Genomic DNA, 15,666 nt, shown 5'->3' on the forward strand with positions numbered 1-15,666 from the left:
CGGGGGACGTCATCGCGCCCCCGTTGACAGGGGGTGCATGACTCGTGGCGTCGAGACTGCCCTCCGCGCCGCCCGGTCTTGCGGGATTCACCTACGTCCGTCCCCTCGGTACGGGCGGGTTCGCCGACGTCTTCCTCTTCGAGCAGAACCTGCCTCGCCGCCCCGTCGCGGTGAAGGTCCTTCTCGAGGACATCATCGACGACAGCTTGCTGCGCATGTTCAACGCCGAAGCCGACGTCATGGCGCGCCTCAGCTCGCATCCCTCCATCCTGACGATCTACGAAGCGTCGATCTCCTCCGACGGCCGGCCCTACATCGTCATGGAGTACTGCCCCACCTCGCTCACCAACCGTTACCGGCGCGAGGTCATCCCGGTCGGCGAGGTGCTGCAGCTCGGAGTGAAGATCGGCTCGGCCCTCGAGACCGCGCACCGTTCGGGCCTCCTCCACCGCGATATCAAGCCCTCCAACATCCTCATCACCACCTTCGGCACCCCGGTGCTGTCGGATTTCGGCATCGCCGCCGCCATCTCCGGACGCTCCGACGGCGACGAGGTATTCGCGATGTCGGTGCCCTGGAGTGCGCCGGAGATCATCGACGAGCGCGTCTCCGGGTCGGTCGCGGCCGAGGTCTGGGGGCTCGGTGCGACGCTATACTCCCTTCTCGCCGGGCGCAGCCCGTTCGAGCGCGCAGGCAGCGGTCAGAACAGCCGCGAGCAGCTCAAGTCGCGCATCCGGAAGGCCGCGTATACGCCGATCGGCCGGGCCGACGTGCCCGAGCGCCTCGAGCAGGTCCTCGCGCGCGCGATGAGTCGCGACCCGGGTGCACGGCACGCCACGGCGGCCGATCTCGCGCACGACCTCCAGCTCGTGCAGCACGAGCTCGGGCTCCCGCACACGCCGATGGAGGTGGCGGTCGACGAGTGGGCCGCAGCGGGGGCCACCGTCGACTTCGCCGACGACCGCGCACGCGGACCCGTCCGCCCCTCGGTGGCGTACGAGTCCCGCCGTCCGGCGCGGGCTGCGCGTGTGGTGGATCGCCGTCCCGACGAAGGCACGATCCTCGCGGGCGCCGAGCCGGTCCGCCGCCTCGGAACCGCGGCCCGGGTCGCCCTGATCGCCGGCGGCGCGCTGCTGGTCGCCGGGGCCGGTGCCGTCACGACGTTGCTCATCGTCGGCGGGGGCTTCTGAGATGGCGCGGCGCGAGAGCGCGCGTCCCCGCGTTCGCCGGACGACCTGGATCGCCGCGGGTGCGGTGACGGCGGTGCTCGCGGTCACCGCGACGCTCGCCGTCGTCTGGCCGGGGTACGACGCGCAGTCGACGCCTCCGGACGATCCGACGGTCTGGGCGCTGCAGAACGGCGCCGGCAGCGGATACGCCCGCGTGAACCTCGAGCTCGGCGAGATCGACACCGTCAAGCGCGTCGACAACGGCAGCGCGCTGGCGCAGACCACGGACCGCCTGTTCGTCTACAGCAACGGCTCATCGCAGTTCTCCGACGTCGACATGGGCCGGCCGGCCGACCTCACCGAGGACGCCCAGGATGTCTTCACCCCGACGCCTCCCGGGACCGCAGACATCGCCGTGACGGGGGATACCATCGCCTACCGCACCGAGGCGGGGGCCGTGTTCGGCTCGAGCCTGTCGGGCGGTGGCGAAGGGATCCCGATCGACCCCTATGCGGGTGCCGAGGTGCCCGAGGGCGAGGAGCGGCCGCGCTTCGTGGCCACCTCCGTCGCCGTCGGCACGGACGGCGTCGTCTACGCCTTCTCGGCCGCGGAGAGTCGGGTCGTCCGCGCCGACTCGCGCACCGGCCGCATCCTCGGAGAGGACGCGGCACCGAGCGATCTCGACGCGGCGCAGCTGAGCGTCGTCGGCTCGCGCTGGGTCCTGCTCGACGACGCGAGCGGCGACGTGTGGGTGCGGGGGCGCGACGAGGCGATCACGACCGGTCTCGCCGGAGGCGCCAGACTGCAGGACGCCGCAGGCGACGGCGATCGCGCCTACATCGCCGACGCGGAGGGCGTCGTCGCCGTGGACCTCACCGGTGCCGGCGCGAGCCGCGCGCTCGACCGCCCCGGCGCCGGCACCGCCGCCAGGCCCGCGGTGCTCGGCTCGACGGTCTACGCCGCGTGGCTCGGCGATGGCGAGTCGGCCGGTTCACTGTGGTCGAGCGATGACCCCGGCACCGTCACGCCCCTGGACTACCGCGGCGCCGACATCGGCGACAATGTCGATCCCGCCTTCATCGGCAACGGCACGAGGCTCGCGCTGAACGATCGCCGCTCGGGCTGGGTCTGGAACGTCCCCGACGGGGAGCTCGTCGCATCGTCGCAGCAGTGGGATCTCGACCGTCAGGTCGAGATCGAGCAGCAGGATGATGCCACCTCCGAACGTGTCGTCGATCCGAAGCCGCCCGTCGCCGTCGACGACGCCTTCGGGGTCCGAGCCGGTTCGGTGGCCCTCCTCCCGGTGCTGCTGAACGACCACGACCCGAACGAGGACGTGCTCAGCATCGACCCGGGCTCGCTGGAGAACCTCGACCCGTCGTTCGGAACCGCGTCGATCACCGGCGCGCAGCAGCAGCTGACGGTCGCCGTGTCTCCGGATGCCGCGGGCACCGCGACCCTCCGCTACCGGGTGACCGACGGCACGACCGCCGACGGCCTGCTCTCCGAGTTCGCTACGGTGACACTCACGGTCGTGGACGACGAGCAGAACACCGCGCCCGTATGGTGTGGTGTCGAGGGATGCCTCGCCACCTGGCCGTCGCTCACCGTGGCTCCCGGCGGAACGGTCTCGGCCGAGCTGCTCGAGGGGTGGGTCGACCCCGAGGGCGACCCGGTCTTCCTCGCCGGCGCGACGAACGACACCGGCGTCGGAACGGTCACCACCACCCCCATGGGAACGCTGACCTACCAGCATCCCGATCCGAACGCCACGGAGGGCCTGACCGTGACGATCACGGTCACGGTCTCCGATGCGCGCGGCGCGGCCGCGACCCAGCCGCTCACGATCACCGTCACCCCCACGCCGGAGCTGACCGCCGAGTCGTTCGCGGTCACCGGCGTCGTCGGCGAGCCGCTCGACGTGTCCGTCGCGCCGTACGTCACCGGCGCCGCCGGGCCGGTGTCCCTCACCGGCGTCGTGCCGCTCGACGAGGCCCAGTCGACGGCGGCGGCGAACCCTGCCGCGCTGAGCATGGTCGTCACCGCCTCGGCCCCGGGCTCCTATCTCGTGCAGTACACCGTGCGCGACTCTCTGGCCGAGGCCACGGCGACCGTACGGGTCACGATGCTCGCGCCCGAGACGGCCGGCATCACCACTCCGCCCCTCACCGCATTCGTCCGGCCGAACGAGGACGCGACGATCGACGTCGCCGCCGCCGTGTCGAATCCGGCCGGCTCGGTGCTGCTGCTCAGCGACATCCGGCCCGAGAGCGACCCCTTCGCCTCGCTCGGCGTCGACCTGGTCGGCCAGAGCCTGCTCCGGGTGAGCGGCATGACTGACTCGGGTGAACCCGGCCGCCTCGGCGTCGTGCGATACACCGTGTCGGACGGTACCGGCAGCGCAGCCGCGACGGCGCAGGGCGAGCTGACCGTCGTCCTGCTCCCGGCCGCGACCGCGGAACCGCCGATCGCGGTCGATGACGCCGTGACCGTGCGCGCGGGCACGCAGATCGACATCCCGGTGCTCGAGAACGACACCGCTCCGTCGGGCGCCCCGATCGCCATCGATCCCTCGTCGATCGTGAACGAGACCGGCGGCGGGCTCGCTTTCGCGACGAGCCGGCTGGTGCGCTACCTCGCGCCCGAGGAGCCCGGGACGTACGCCCTGACGTACACGATCTTCCGGCTCGGATTCCCCGAGGTCAGAGACACAGCACGCGTGACCGTGACCGTCGTGGGTGACGAGTCGAACCAGGCACCCCTCCCGCGGACGCTGGTCGGGCGGGTCCTCAGCGGCCAATCGGTCAGCATCCCGCTCGACGCCTACGCCGTCGATCCCGACGGCGACCCCGTCGTGCTCGACCGCATCGTCGCACAGCCCGACCAGGGCTCGGCGACGATCTCGGCCGACGGCTCGGCGATCGTCTACACGAGCCCCGACGGCTTCAGCGGGCAGGTCAGGTTCCGGTACGCCGTGCGCGACCCCAGCGGAGCGACCGGGACGGCGGACGTGCGCGTCGGAGTTATCGACACGCAGACCGACCCGAGTCCGGTGACCTACAGCGATTACCTGCAGGTGCAGGTCGGCGCGGAGAGCACGGTGGTCGTGCGCCCCACCGACAACGACATCGACCCCGCGGGGACCGATCTCGAGCTGATCGACGTCGCACCGAACGCGCAGGAGGGCTCGAGCGAGTACGACACTCTGCGGGGCCTGATCGGACCGATCGAGAACGGCGCCATGACTCTTCGCGCGGGCGACGTGCTCGGCACCTTCTCGTACACCTACACCGTCCGCAACGAGCGGGGCGACACCGCCATCGGACTCATCGTCGTCAAGACCGTCCGCGAGCCGGTGCCCGACTACCCGGTCGTGCGCGACACCGTGCTGACGCTGGAGAACCGCGAGGACTTCCCCCGAGGCATCGATGTGCTCGACGGGCAGGTGTCGTGGAACACCGGTGACGTCTCGGGCCTCCGTCTCTCGCTGTGGGGCGAGCCGACCGATCTCGCCGTCGACGGCTGGAAGATCTCGGGCGAGCTGCCCGAGCGCTCGCGCCTCATCCCCTTCGAGGTCACCGGCACCGCGTTCGACGGCACCGAAGTCACTTCGTACGGATTCCTCCGCGTGCCCGGCGAGGCCGACGTCCGCCTCGCGCTGCGCGAGGGCTTCCCGCCCCTGCAGGTGCGCGAGAAGGAGAGCGTCGATGTCGACCTCGCTGACGCCGTGCGCGTCCCCCGCGGCGCGACGCTGGTGATCGACGACGGCATCCGCGCGGGCGGCGCTCGCGGCGAGGCCGTGTGCAGCGTCGTGTCGGGCACCACGATCCGATACTCCGCCGGTGCCGGCGCCCCGTGGACCGACAGCTGCATCGTCCCCGCGCGACTGAGCACGCAGGACGTCGCCACCTTCCTGACGCTCCGGGTGACGATCGAAGCCGAGATTCCCCAGCCGACCCTGCGCAGCGCGTCGCTCACCGTCAGGCCCGGCTCGACGCAGACCTACGACCTGGGGCAGATGGTCCAGTGGGCCGGTCGCGCCGATTGGGACTCCGTCCGCTATGCGGGCGCGTACGGCGGCGACCAGTTCACCGTGACCGTCGAGGGCAGCACCGCGACGGTGACGGCAGCGGATGCCGCGCGTCCCGGGCGTCAGGAACCGGTCGCGATCTCGCTCCCGAGCCACTCCGACGCCGCGCCCGCCAATCTCCTCCTGACGGTCGGTCCTGCACCCTCGACGCTGCCCAAGGGCGGGTCGGCGGTGCAGACGTGCTCGCAGTCGGGCGGCGCGACCTCGTGCACGATCGAGGTGATCGGCGGGGCCGGCGAAGTGAACCCGCTGCCCGGCACGCCGCTGCGGCTCGTGGGCGCCAGCGGCCCCGGCAACTGCACGGGCGTGTCGTTCTCGCGCGCGAGCGACACCGCCGTACGAGCGACGTGGAGCGCGGATGCGCCGGGCGCCGCCGATTGCACCGGCAGCTTCACCGTCGAGGACGCGCAGGGGCGTCAGTCCAGCGGGGCCCGCAACGGGCAGGTGATCCTCGACCTGCAGGGCCTTCCGGCCAATCCCGCGCGCGTGGAGTGGACGGCGTACACCGGTGACTCGGTGACCCTGCGCGTGAGCTCCGACAGCGGTTCCTACCCCGCTGTCCAGGGCTACCGGATCACCGCGGGTGGCCGCGAGGTCGCCACCTGCCCGGCATCCGGGTCGTGCTCCCCGATCTCCGCGCCCGTCGGCGAGAAGATCACGTACGAGGCGCGGGCCTACAGTTCCGTCGGCGAGTCGCGCTCGACCGTGCGCACCCAGGCGTGGGCTTACCGCCCGCCGGCACAGCCCGCGGGATCGTCGTTCGAGCCGACGCCCAACGGACGCGACGGGGGACGCGCTACCATCACCGTGACCGGACTGGATGCCACGACCGGCAGCGTGCGACTGAGCGGCGGGCGCGCGGGATCGGACACGCGCCCCGTGGTCGGCGGCACCGCGACGTTCCCCAACTACGACGTCGGATCGAACTCCGCGATCACTCTCACGGCGACGCCGCTGACGACCTTCGACCTGCCGCCCATCGCGGCCGGCTCGAGCGAAGGGCAGTCGCGTGCCGTCACGGCGCACGGCGTCGGCGCCCCGGGCCTGACTCTGTCGGAGACCAACACCTCGAACTCCATGCGCGTGACCGCGTCGGTCACCCCCAACGGCGATGGCACGCAGACCCTCATCGGTTTCAGCGACGTGTCGGCCGAGGCCTGCGTTCCCACCGGGTCGGCGACGAGCCAGCAGTTCGAGGCGCAGGCGTTCAAGCGCAAGACGGTCTGGGCGTGCGCCGAGCACACCTTCAACGGAAAGCGCGGCTTCGGCGTCACGGGCGCCGAGATCTCGGCGCGTCCGGTCGGCAACGTCGAGGCGCCCGAGGGGATCACCTTCTCGGTGAGCACGCAGCCGAGCAGCGATGGCACGACCTACACCTACGGCGCACAGCTCAACCGTCCGACCGATCCTCCGTTCGAGGACGCCCAGTTCAGGCTCCTGAACGGCCGCACGACGGTCGCCGACTTCACCCCGGGCTACAACGCTCCCGTGACCGGCTGGTCCGGACGCTGGTGCGACACGTTCCTCGGCTTCGACGCCAACTGCTCGGACGCCTCTCCGATCGAACCGGCTTCCGCAAACGCATCCTTCCCGGTTCAGGTCTCCGCGAACTCGTTGCCGTCGTGCCGATCGGACCAGACATCCGTCCCCGCGTGGAGTCCTCCGGGCCTCCCGTCGGGCACGTATTCGGTCGCTTCCGAGGCCGTCGGCGGCACGGGCACGGTACGGAGCAACCGTTACACGGTGACGTGGACGGGGCCGTTGTCCGGCTTGCAGAAGCTCACCCTGGAGCGGTCCTGCGAGCAGATAGCCGCTCCGCAGCCGACACCCACCGAGCCATCCGCCGATGGCACCGGCAACACCGCCCCCTGACAGCCGCCGCATGGCGAACCGAGAGGACCCCATGAGCATCACACCGGAGCAGACCGCCTGGTTCCAGGAGACGTTCGCGACGCTCGTCGACAACGTCGAGAAGGTCGTGCTCGGCAAGCGCCATGTCATCGAGCTCGCCTTCACCGCGATGGTCTCCGAGGGTCACCTCCTGCTCGAGGACTACCCGGGAACCGGCAAGACCTCACTCGCCCGCGCCATGGGGCAGACCGTGCAGGGCACGAGCAGCCGCATCCAGTTCACGCCCGACCTGCTTCCCGGTGACGTCACCGGTATCACGGTCTACGACCAGAGTCGCGGCGAGTTCGAGTTCCATCAGGGCCCGATCTTCGCCAACGTCGTCCTCGCCGACGAGATCAACCGCGCCTCGCCGAAGACGCAGTCGGCGCTGCTGGAGGTCATGGAGGAGGGCCAGGTCACGGTCGATGGTGTGAGCCGCCGGGTGGGCGTGCCCTTCCTCGTCGTCGCGACGCAGAACCCCGTCGAACAGGCGGGCACCTACCGCCTGCCCGAAGCGCAGCTCGACCGCTTCCTGATGAAGACGACGCTCGGCTACCCCGATCACGCCGCGACCGTGCGCATCCTCGAGGGGGCCGCCGAGACGCGCCGCGAGGTCTCCCCCGTCATCACGCCCCAGGGCGTGGTGAGCATGGCCGACATCGCACGCGGGGTCTACCTCGACGCCCTCGTCCTCGACTACATCGCCCGCCTCGTCGAGGCGACGCGGCTCGCGACCGAGGTGCGCCTCGGGGTGAGCGTCCGCGGGGCGATCGCGCTGACGAAGGCCGCGAAGACCTGGGCCATCGCGCACGGCCGCAGCTACGTCACGCCCGACGATGTGAAGGCCCTCGCCGAGCCCGTGCTCGCGCACCGTCTGATCCTCGACCCCGAGGCGGAGTTCGACGGCGTGACGGCCGGGGCGGTCATCGGGCAGGTTCTGCTCGACACCGTGCCGCCCAGCCAGAGAGAGACCGTGTGAGCTTCGACACCGAGTCCCGCCTGACCCGGACCTCCGTCTCGGAGGGCACGGGTTTCGCGCGCACGCGGTTCGGCACCACCGGCCGCACGACCGTGCTCGCGGTGCGTGGCGTGCAGTCGTGGCGACGTCTGCGGCGGGCCGCCACGGCGACGGCGCGATGGATCGCCGAGACGGTCACGGTCGCCGGGTGGCTGATGGTGGTCGCCGCTGTCCTCGGGCTGGGCATCGGCCTGCCCCTCGGTCTCATGGAGTTCACGGCCGCCGGCGTCGTCGCCCTCGTGCTCCTCGTGCTGTCGGTGCCCTTCCTCTTCAGCGCCCGCGCCTACCAGGTCGATCTGCGTCTCGAGCACGACCGGGTCGTCGCCGGCACCCAGGTGGAAGGAACGCTCGTGGTGACCAACGTCGGCGCGGCGCCCGCCCTCCCCGGTCGCATCGACGTCCCCGTGGGAGACGGCATCGTCGACGTGCACGTTCCTCTGCTGCGCCACGGGCACACCCACACCGAACAGGTCGTGGTGCCCACCCACCGGCGCGGCATCATCACGGTCGGTCCCGCTCGCACCGTGCGCGGCGACCCCCTCGGCATCCTCAAGCGCGAGGGCACGTGGGACGACGTGCACACGCTCTACATCCATCCCGTCACCACGGCGCTCCGCAGCACGACGACCGGTTACATCCGCGATCTCGAGGGCAGCGCGTCGCGCACGGTCGTCGACGCGGACTTCTCGTTCCACGCGATCCGCCCCTACGTCGCCGGCGACTCGCAGCGCCAGATCCACTGGAAGTCGACCGCGAAGACCGGCACCCTCATGGTCCGGCAGTACGAGGAGACGCGGCGCAGCCGCATGGTCATCGCCCTCGCGGTCGGTGCCGACGAGTACGCCTCTGACGACGAGTTCGAGCTCGCCGTCAGCGCCGCAGCCTCGCTCGGCATCCGCGGCATCCGCGACGGACGCGACGTCGACGTCGTGGTCGGCGGAGAGGTGCCGGAGTTCGCCCGCCGTCGCATCCGCACCATCCGCGAGCTCACGACCATCACGACCCGCACTCTGCTCGACGACCTCGCCGGGCTCGACCGTCTCGAGCACGTCAGCCCGCTGCGCGACGCGGCGTCGCTCGCCGCTGAGAGTCACCCCGACGTCGCGATCGGGTTCCTCGTCTGCGGCTCACCGCTCACCGCTGCCCAGCTGCAGTCCGCAGCCCTCGCCTTCCCCGCCGACGTCGGCGTCATCGCGGTGACCTGCTCGCCCGAGGCCGAGCCGGGCTTCCGCACCCTCGGGAGCATGTCGGTGCTCTCCATCGGACTCCTCGACGACCTCCGTCAGCTGCTGTCGCGGGCGGCGCAGTCGTGAGCGCGCCCGCACGGCGCGACCTGCGCGCCCGACGCACCCCCCGGACCCCCTGGCGCTTCTTCGTCCTGCAGGCGGTCGTGCTGTTGCTCGTGCTCGCCGTGGGCGCGTTCGCCGCGTGGCCCATCTACCGCAGTGCGGCGTTCGTCATCGTCGTCGCCGCGGCGCTGGTGGCGGGGACGGCCATCGCGGCGGCCGGACTGCGCTGGCGTCTGAACGGCTGGTGGATCGCGCTCGCCGCGATCGCGACGTACGTCGTCCTGGGTCTCCCGCTCGCGGCACCCGGCTCGCTCGGCTCGCTCCCGCAGGCGCTCCAGGGCCTGCGGGGCGTTGTGACGGCCCCGGTCACCGGGTGGAAGGACCTCCTGACCCTCGAGCTGCCGCTCGGCAGCTATCAGGCCACGCTCGCTCCCGCGCTGCTGGTCTTCCTCGGCGCCACGGTGCTCGCGCTGTCGGTCGCGTGGCGCGGCGGACGATGGTGGCCGCTCGCCGTCGTCACGGCGCTCGTCCCCACGGTGTTCGGCGTCGCGTTCGGATCCACGGCCCCCATGCCCGGCCCGGCGGTCGGGCCGGTGGCGCTCAGCCGCGAAGCACTCGTGGGGATGGCCGCCCTGGTGGCGGCGCTCATCGCGATCGTGTGGCGCACCACGGCAGACCGGCGGCGCGCGATCGCGACGGCGACGGCCGCGACAGGCGTCCGCAGCGGCAGCAGGCCCATCCGCGGGCTCGCCGGGCGGATCGCCACGGCCGCGGGGATGGTCGCGGTCGGCCTGGTCGGCGCGACGATCGTCGCGCCGTGGGCGCTCGCGGGGGCGCCCCGCGACGTGCTCCGGGCCGACGTCGACCCGCGGCTCGAGCTCGCCGCCGAACTGAGCCCGCTCGGGCAGTACCGCACCTGGTTCTCCGACGACCGCTTCGACCAGCCCATGTTCCGCGTCACGGCGCCCGAGGGCGTCGACCGGGTGAGGCTCGCGACGCTGCCGTTCTACGACGGCCGGGTCGCGCGGGTCGTCGACCCCGCCGCGCCGGCCGGTGACCCGCGCTCGTCCTTCACCCGGGTCCCCTCGGCGCTCCCCGCCGGCGCCGGATCGGTCACAGGATCCGCGCGCATCGCGATCGAGGGCTGGGACGGCGTCTGGATGCCGACGGTCGACGCCGTCACCTCCGTCGACTTCGACGGCGCGGATGCCGCGACCCTGGCCGACGGTTTCTACTACAACGCCGAGACGTCCGCGGGTGTGCAGCTGGCGGACCCGGGCCTGCAGCCCGGCGCCGAGTACCGGCAGGGCACCGCTCGTCCCGAGGCCGTACCCGCCCTCGGTTCGCTGGAGCCCGCACGGGGCACGCCCACGCTCGGCGACGACGTCGTGCCCGAGAGTCTCGTGCGATGGATGGATGAGCACGCGAACGGCTCCGGCGGGGCGGGACTGGAGCACCTCATCGACCTGCTCCGCGCACGCGGATTCCTCAGCCACGCCCTCACGATCGACACGGCAGCACCACCGGCGTGGATCACCGATCTCGGCGACTACGCGTTCCAGCCGAGCCGGGCCGGGCACTCCACCGACCGCATCGACCAGCTCTTCGGGGATCTTCTGGCTCGCGAGGACGAGGTCGGCGGCGAGGACGACGCGGCACTGGTCGCGGCCATCGGCGACGACGAGCAGTTCGCCGTGGCCGCGATGATGATCGCCGACCGGCTCGGCTTCGACGCCCGGATCGTCGTGGGCATGCGGCTGCAGTCGACCGACGATACGCTCGCGACCTGCGACGACGGGCTGTGCACGGCCGGGGACATCTCCGCGTGGCTCGAGGTGCGCGGTCTCGGTCCCGACTGGGTCGCCGTCGACGTCACGCCGCAGCACGCGGTGTTCCCCTCCCCCGACACGCAGCAGCGGCAGGATCCGAAGATCCCGACCGATGTGCGGCAGGAACAGGCCGAGACGGTTCAGCCCGCCGAGGCGAATCCCAGCGACGGCGGCCGCAGCCCCAGCGACGACACGGCGACGTCGCGCGACCTCACCGCGCTGTGGACGGCTCTCCGCATCGGCGGGATCTCGCTCCTCGTGCTGCTTCTGCTCATCGGGCCCTTCGCTCTCATCGTGCTGGCCAAGCTCGTGCGACGCCGCGGCCGCCGCGCCAGCACCGACCCCGTGGAGCGGTTCACCGGCGGCTGGCAGGAAATCGTCGATTCCGCGGTGGACCACGGGCTCCCCGGGCCCGGCTCGCTGACACGGCAGGAGCTTGTGGTCGCGTACGGCGGATCGGTCGGGGCGACCGAACTGGCGACGCTCGCCGACCGGTCGGTGTTCGACGCCGCACCGCCCGACGAGGACGAGGCGGAGCGTTTCTGGCGGATCGTCGAGTCCGAACGTGCGCGGCTCGATGAGGGCCTGGGCTTCTGGGCCCGGCTCCGCGCGCGGGTGTCGCTCCGCTCGCTGGTGCGACGGGAGCGTCGCGTCGGCCGAGCGCAACGGCTGCCGCGCGGACGGCGGGATCGATAAGGTGGCACGCGGCACGCGCGGAAGGTTCCGCGCTCGAGGGCAGGAGAACAGGTGAAGGCACAGGGCTTCACGATCGACCACGCAACGGCGGTCATCGCGCTCGGCGGCTCGAACGGCGGCCCCACGGGCGCCTTCGCGGCGCTCGGGATCGTCCAGGTCGTGGTCGGCATCGGGATCTACGTCTGGACGGCGTTCGCACTCACCGCCGTGTTCCGCAAGACGGGCATCGATCCGTGGCGCGCCTGGGTGCCGGTGCTGAACATCTGGGAGCTCTTCGTCCTGGCCGGCATGCGCGGGTGGTGGGCAGCCGTGCTCGCCGGTGGCGCCGTCCTCGTGACCATCATCTCCGGCGTCGTCGCCGGCATCTTCGCCGGGATCGCGCTCAACGCGGGCTTCGGCGGTGACGCCGGCAGCGCGGCCGGCGCGCTCGCCGCGGCCGCGATCGTGCCATCGCTCATCTGGCTCGCCTTCATCGCGTTCGCCCTGGTCATCCACGTTCGGATGCTGCGCGCCCTGTGCCGCGGGTTCGGACTGGGCACCGGGTTCGTCGTGCTGGGCGCCCTGCTGTTCCCGGTGTGGGCGAGCGTCGTCGGCTGGGGCTCGGCGCGGTGGCTCGGCCGTGAGGCACCGGCCGAGCCCGGGCCGTTCCGTACGTCCGCGGCCCCGGCCGCGGGTCCGGCGGTGCCGACATCGCCCGTCGCCGCGTCGCTCGCGACACCGGCACCCGCCGCGGTGCCCGCGCCGCCGCTCTTCGCGCCGTCGAGCCCTGCACCCGGCGTACCCGCTCCGCCCGCCGCGCCGGCCGCCCCCGCGGCATCCGAGCCCATCAGCGCGAGCCCGTGGGCTCCGCCGCCCCCGCCCGCCGAGGCGGCACCGGCCGATCCGGCTCCGCAGTCGTGGTCCGCCCCCGCCCCGGCGGCCGCTGCGGTACCCTCGCCGGCTCCCGCTGCAGTTCCCGCTCCGGCTCTCGCGGCCGACGAGGGGGACGTCGACGAACGCACCGTCCTCGCCGCACGACGCGGTCCGCAAGCCACTCTCCGGCTGCCGAACGGGTCGTCGGTCGCGCTGTCGGCCACCGCCGTCGTGCTCGGACGCAACCCGCTCGCGCCCGATCAGGCGCCGGATGCGCAGGCGATCGCGATCGACGACGTCACCCGCACGGTCTCGAAGACGCACGCCCTGCTCCAGCACACCGGCTCGGGCTGGACGATCACCGACCTGGCCTCCACCAACGGCGTGTTCGTCGGCCCCGACGACGTCGAGGCCTCGGGACCGACGCCCGTTTCGGGGGTCTTCCACCTCGGAGACGCCGAGCTCGAGCTCACCGAGGCCTGATGACCACCGCGACGCCTCCGATCGATGTCCACGTGACCAGCGGCAGCCGGACCGACACCGGGCGCCGTCGATCCGTGAACGAGGATGCGCTGCTGGCCGAGTATCCCGTGTTCGTCGTGGCCGACGGCATGGGCGGACACGACGCGGGCGACCGTGCCTCGGCCGCGGTCATCGAGGTCTTCCGGCCGCTGGTCGGTCGCGACGACCTGCGGCCAGAGGAGGTCGCGGACGCCGTCGAGCGCGCTCATTCGGCGGTCGCCGTCGTCGCTGCCGGAACCTCCCGCGGAGCCGGCTCCACCCTGTCGGGAGTCGTCGCCGTTCAGCAGGGCGGTGTGCGGCGCTGGCTCATCGTCAACGTCGGCGACTCGCGGGTCTACCGACTGCTCGCCGAGCGGCTGGAGCAGCTGACGATCGACCATTCGGTGGCACAGGAGCTGGTCGACGCCGGTCAGCTCACGCGCGAGCAGATGGCGACGTACGAAGGCCGGAACGTCATCACCCGCGCCATCGGCGGCGAGCGCAGCCGCGCCGACTTCTGGCTCATCCCGATCGTCACCGGTGAGCGCATCGTCGTGTGCTCCGACGGGCTGACCGGGGAACTCTCCGACGAGGCGCTCCGTGCCGGCCTGATGATGGGCGGCTCCCCCGCCCAGACGGCGGAGTCCCTCGTCGCCCAGGCCCTGGCCCACGGCGGCCGCGACAACATCAGCACGATCGTGCTGGACGTCGTCGCGGGCGGCATCAGTCCCCGCCTCGAGGACACGACCGGAGGCATCATGAACAGCGAATCGGTCACCGCGACGGTCGAGGTCGCCACGGCGCGCTCTCGACGCCGCCGAGCGGACCATGGCTGAGCTGCGCCGGCGGTCGCGACAGCCCCTGCCGGCTCCGGGCGACATCGACGGCCGTCGGCCCGAGCGGATCCTGGCGTCGAGCGATCGCGCCGACGTGCACCTGTACCGGGATGCTGCGGGCCGGAACCCCGCGGCGGTGAAGGTCCTCCGTGACCCGCTCGACGATGATGAGCGCTCGGTCTTCACGGCGGCCTCCGCTCGACTCGTCGCCCTGTCCGCTCATCCCAGCGTCGCGACGATCCACTCCGCCGGCACCACCGACGACGGTCGCCCGTACCTCGTGATGGAGTACTGCTCGCGCGCCGACCTGGCCGAGACGGCGTCGCGCCGACCGATGAGCGTGCCCGAGGCGCTCCGACTGCTGGTCCGCCTGTGCGGCGCCGTCGAGACCGCGCACCGGCACGGGCTCGCCCACGGGCGGATCCGCATCGAGAACGTCCTGACGACGGACTACGGGTGGCCGGCGCTGATCGGCTTCGACACCGATGCCCTGCTCCGCCGCGGCGAGCGCAACGCGACCCCGGCGGCGCGGGCCGCGGATGTGCACGGCCTGGCCGTCGCGGCGACCGAGCTGCTGACGGGACGGCCCATCGCCGAGACGGCCTCACCCCTCGAGGGCGCCGATTCGGTGCCCGCCGAGTTGGAGACGCTCGTGCTCACGACTCTCGGGGCGGGAGAGGCGGGCGGCGGTCCGACCGCCGCCGAGTTCGGTCTGGCGCTGCAGCGCATCGAGGCGGACCGGCACCTCCCGATCACGCACCTCGACGCTCGGGAGCCGAGCGCTGACGCCTCCGACGGTGACGACCACACCGTGTTGTCGACCCGGCATGCCCCCGCGGACGACCACACCGTGCTGGCCGGCCGGCGCCGGGCCGGCGACGATGTCGACCCCGAGCCCGATGGGGTCGACCGCACCGTCATCGCCCATCGCCGCCGCAGCCCCGGGGACGACGGTCCGGTCGACCAGGATTCCGACGAGCGCACCGTCCTCTCGGCTCGCACGTCCGTCTCCGACGACGATCGAACCGTGCTGTCCGTCCGGAACACCGGACCGGACGACGACCGGACGCGTCTGGTGTTCCGGTCGATCCCCGCCGCGACCGATGTCCCTGCACGCGACGAGGCGCCCGCGGCAGATCCCGACAGCGAGCCGACGGCGTTCGTGCGCCGTGAGCGGCGCGACGACCTCGTCCGCGGCCGCGTCGACACCGAACGTCTGGCGATGGGACCGGACGACGACGGCGAGCGCTACCGGGTCCGGGCGACGCCCCGGCTCGCCGAGGTGTCCCGGGTCCGCGTGGAGGCGCCGGTTCGACAGACCGCGCCGACGACCGCGTCGCGACGTCGTGGCACGGCAACGGTCATCGCGGTCATCGGGATCGGGGCCATCGTCCTCGGCGCCGCCGCGACAGCCGTCGTGATGATGATCGGAGGAGGAGCATGACAGCTATCGACAACGACACCGACGAGCACGACCGCGAGGAGGTGGGCGCCGC

Annotated in this window: 8 protein-coding genes; all 8 read left to right on the top strand. The window is 72.4% G+C overall.

Features of this window, described 5'->3' with window-relative positions:
• Nucleotides 1-44: 44 nt before the first annotated feature.
• Genes C1N74_RS09610 through C1N74_RS09645 form a run of 8 tightly spaced genes read left to right on the top strand, consistent with a single transcriptional unit; the run spans nucleotide 45 to nucleotide 15,614 of the window.
• Entirely contained in the window at nucleotides 45-1,190 is a 1,146-nt protein-coding gene (locus C1N74_RS09610; protein WP_023950268.1) for a serine/threonine-protein kinase, read from the top strand.
• Between the two features lies 1 nt (nucleotide 1,191).
• Nucleotides 1,192-7,131, top strand: coding sequence for an Ig-like domain-containing protein (locus tag C1N74_RS09615; RefSeq protein WP_137750419.1), 5,940 nt, complete (start codon nucleotides 1,192-1,194; stop codon nucleotides 7,129-7,131).
• A gap of 31 nt (nucleotides 7,132-7,162) precedes the next feature.
• Nucleotides 7,163-8,128 (top strand): MoxR family ATPase, encoded by a 966-nt coding sequence (locus C1N74_RS09620; RefSeq protein ID WP_023950264.1) that lies wholly within the window; start codon nucleotides 7,163-7,165, stop codon nucleotides 8,126-8,128.
• Entirely contained in the window at nucleotides 8,125-9,480 is a 1,356-nt protein-coding gene (locus tag C1N74_RS09625) for a DUF58 domain-containing protein (protein ID WP_137750420.1), read from the top strand. The genes C1N74_RS09620 and C1N74_RS09625 overlap by 4 nt, the downstream gene beginning before the upstream one ends.
• Nucleotides 9,477-11,981, top strand: a complete 2,505-nt coding sequence (locus tag C1N74_RS09630) for a transglutaminase domain-containing protein (protein WP_137750421.1) — start codon at nucleotides 9,477-9,479, stop codon at nucleotides 11,979-11,981. The genes C1N74_RS09625 and C1N74_RS09630 overlap by 4 nt, the downstream gene beginning before the upstream one ends.
• A 51-nt stretch (nucleotides 11,982-12,032) precedes the next feature.
• Nucleotides 12,033-13,316, top strand: a complete 1,284-nt coding sequence (locus tag C1N74_RS09635; RefSeq protein ID WP_137750422.1) for a DUF5684 domain-containing protein — start codon at nucleotides 12,033-12,035, stop codon at nucleotides 13,314-13,316.
• Entirely contained in the window at nucleotides 13,316-14,170 is an 855-nt protein-coding gene (locus C1N74_RS09640; RefSeq protein WP_023950256.1) for a PP2C family serine/threonine-protein phosphatase, read from the top strand. The genes C1N74_RS09635 and C1N74_RS09640 overlap by 1 nt, the downstream gene beginning before the upstream one ends.
• Nucleotides 14,163-15,614, top strand: a complete 1,452-nt coding sequence (locus tag C1N74_RS09645; protein ID WP_137750423.1) for a protein kinase — start codon at nucleotides 14,163-14,165, stop codon at nucleotides 15,612-15,614. Before C1N74_RS09640 ends, C1N74_RS09645 begins: the two co-directional genes overlap by 8 nt.
• Nucleotides 15,615-15,666 lie beyond the last annotated feature (52 nt).

Origin of the sequence: Microbacterium sp. SGAir0570, from assembly GCF_005491085.2 — a bacterium.
GTDB classification, from domain to species: Bacteria; Actinomycetota; Actinomycetes; order Actinomycetales; family Microbacteriaceae; genus Microbacterium; species Microbacterium arborescens.

Excerpts from the sequence above, each read along its gene's own strand:
- C1N74_RS09615 (WP_137750419.1), top strand. The coding sequence starts at position 1,192 with ATGGCGCGGCGCGAGAGCGCGCGTCCCCGCGTTCGCCGGACGACCTGG.
- C1N74_RS09620 (WP_023950264.1), top strand. The coding sequence starts at position 7,163 with ATGAGCATCACACCGGAGCAGACCGCCTGGTTCCAGGAGACGTTCGCG.
- C1N74_RS09640 (WP_023950256.1), top strand. The coding sequence starts at position 13,316 with ATGACCACCGCGACGCCTCCGATCGATGTCCACGTGACCAGCGGCAGC.
- C1N74_RS09645 (WP_137750423.1), top strand. The coding sequence starts at position 14,163 with ATGGCTGAGCTGCGCCGGCGGTCGCGACAGCCCCTGCCGGCTCCGGGC.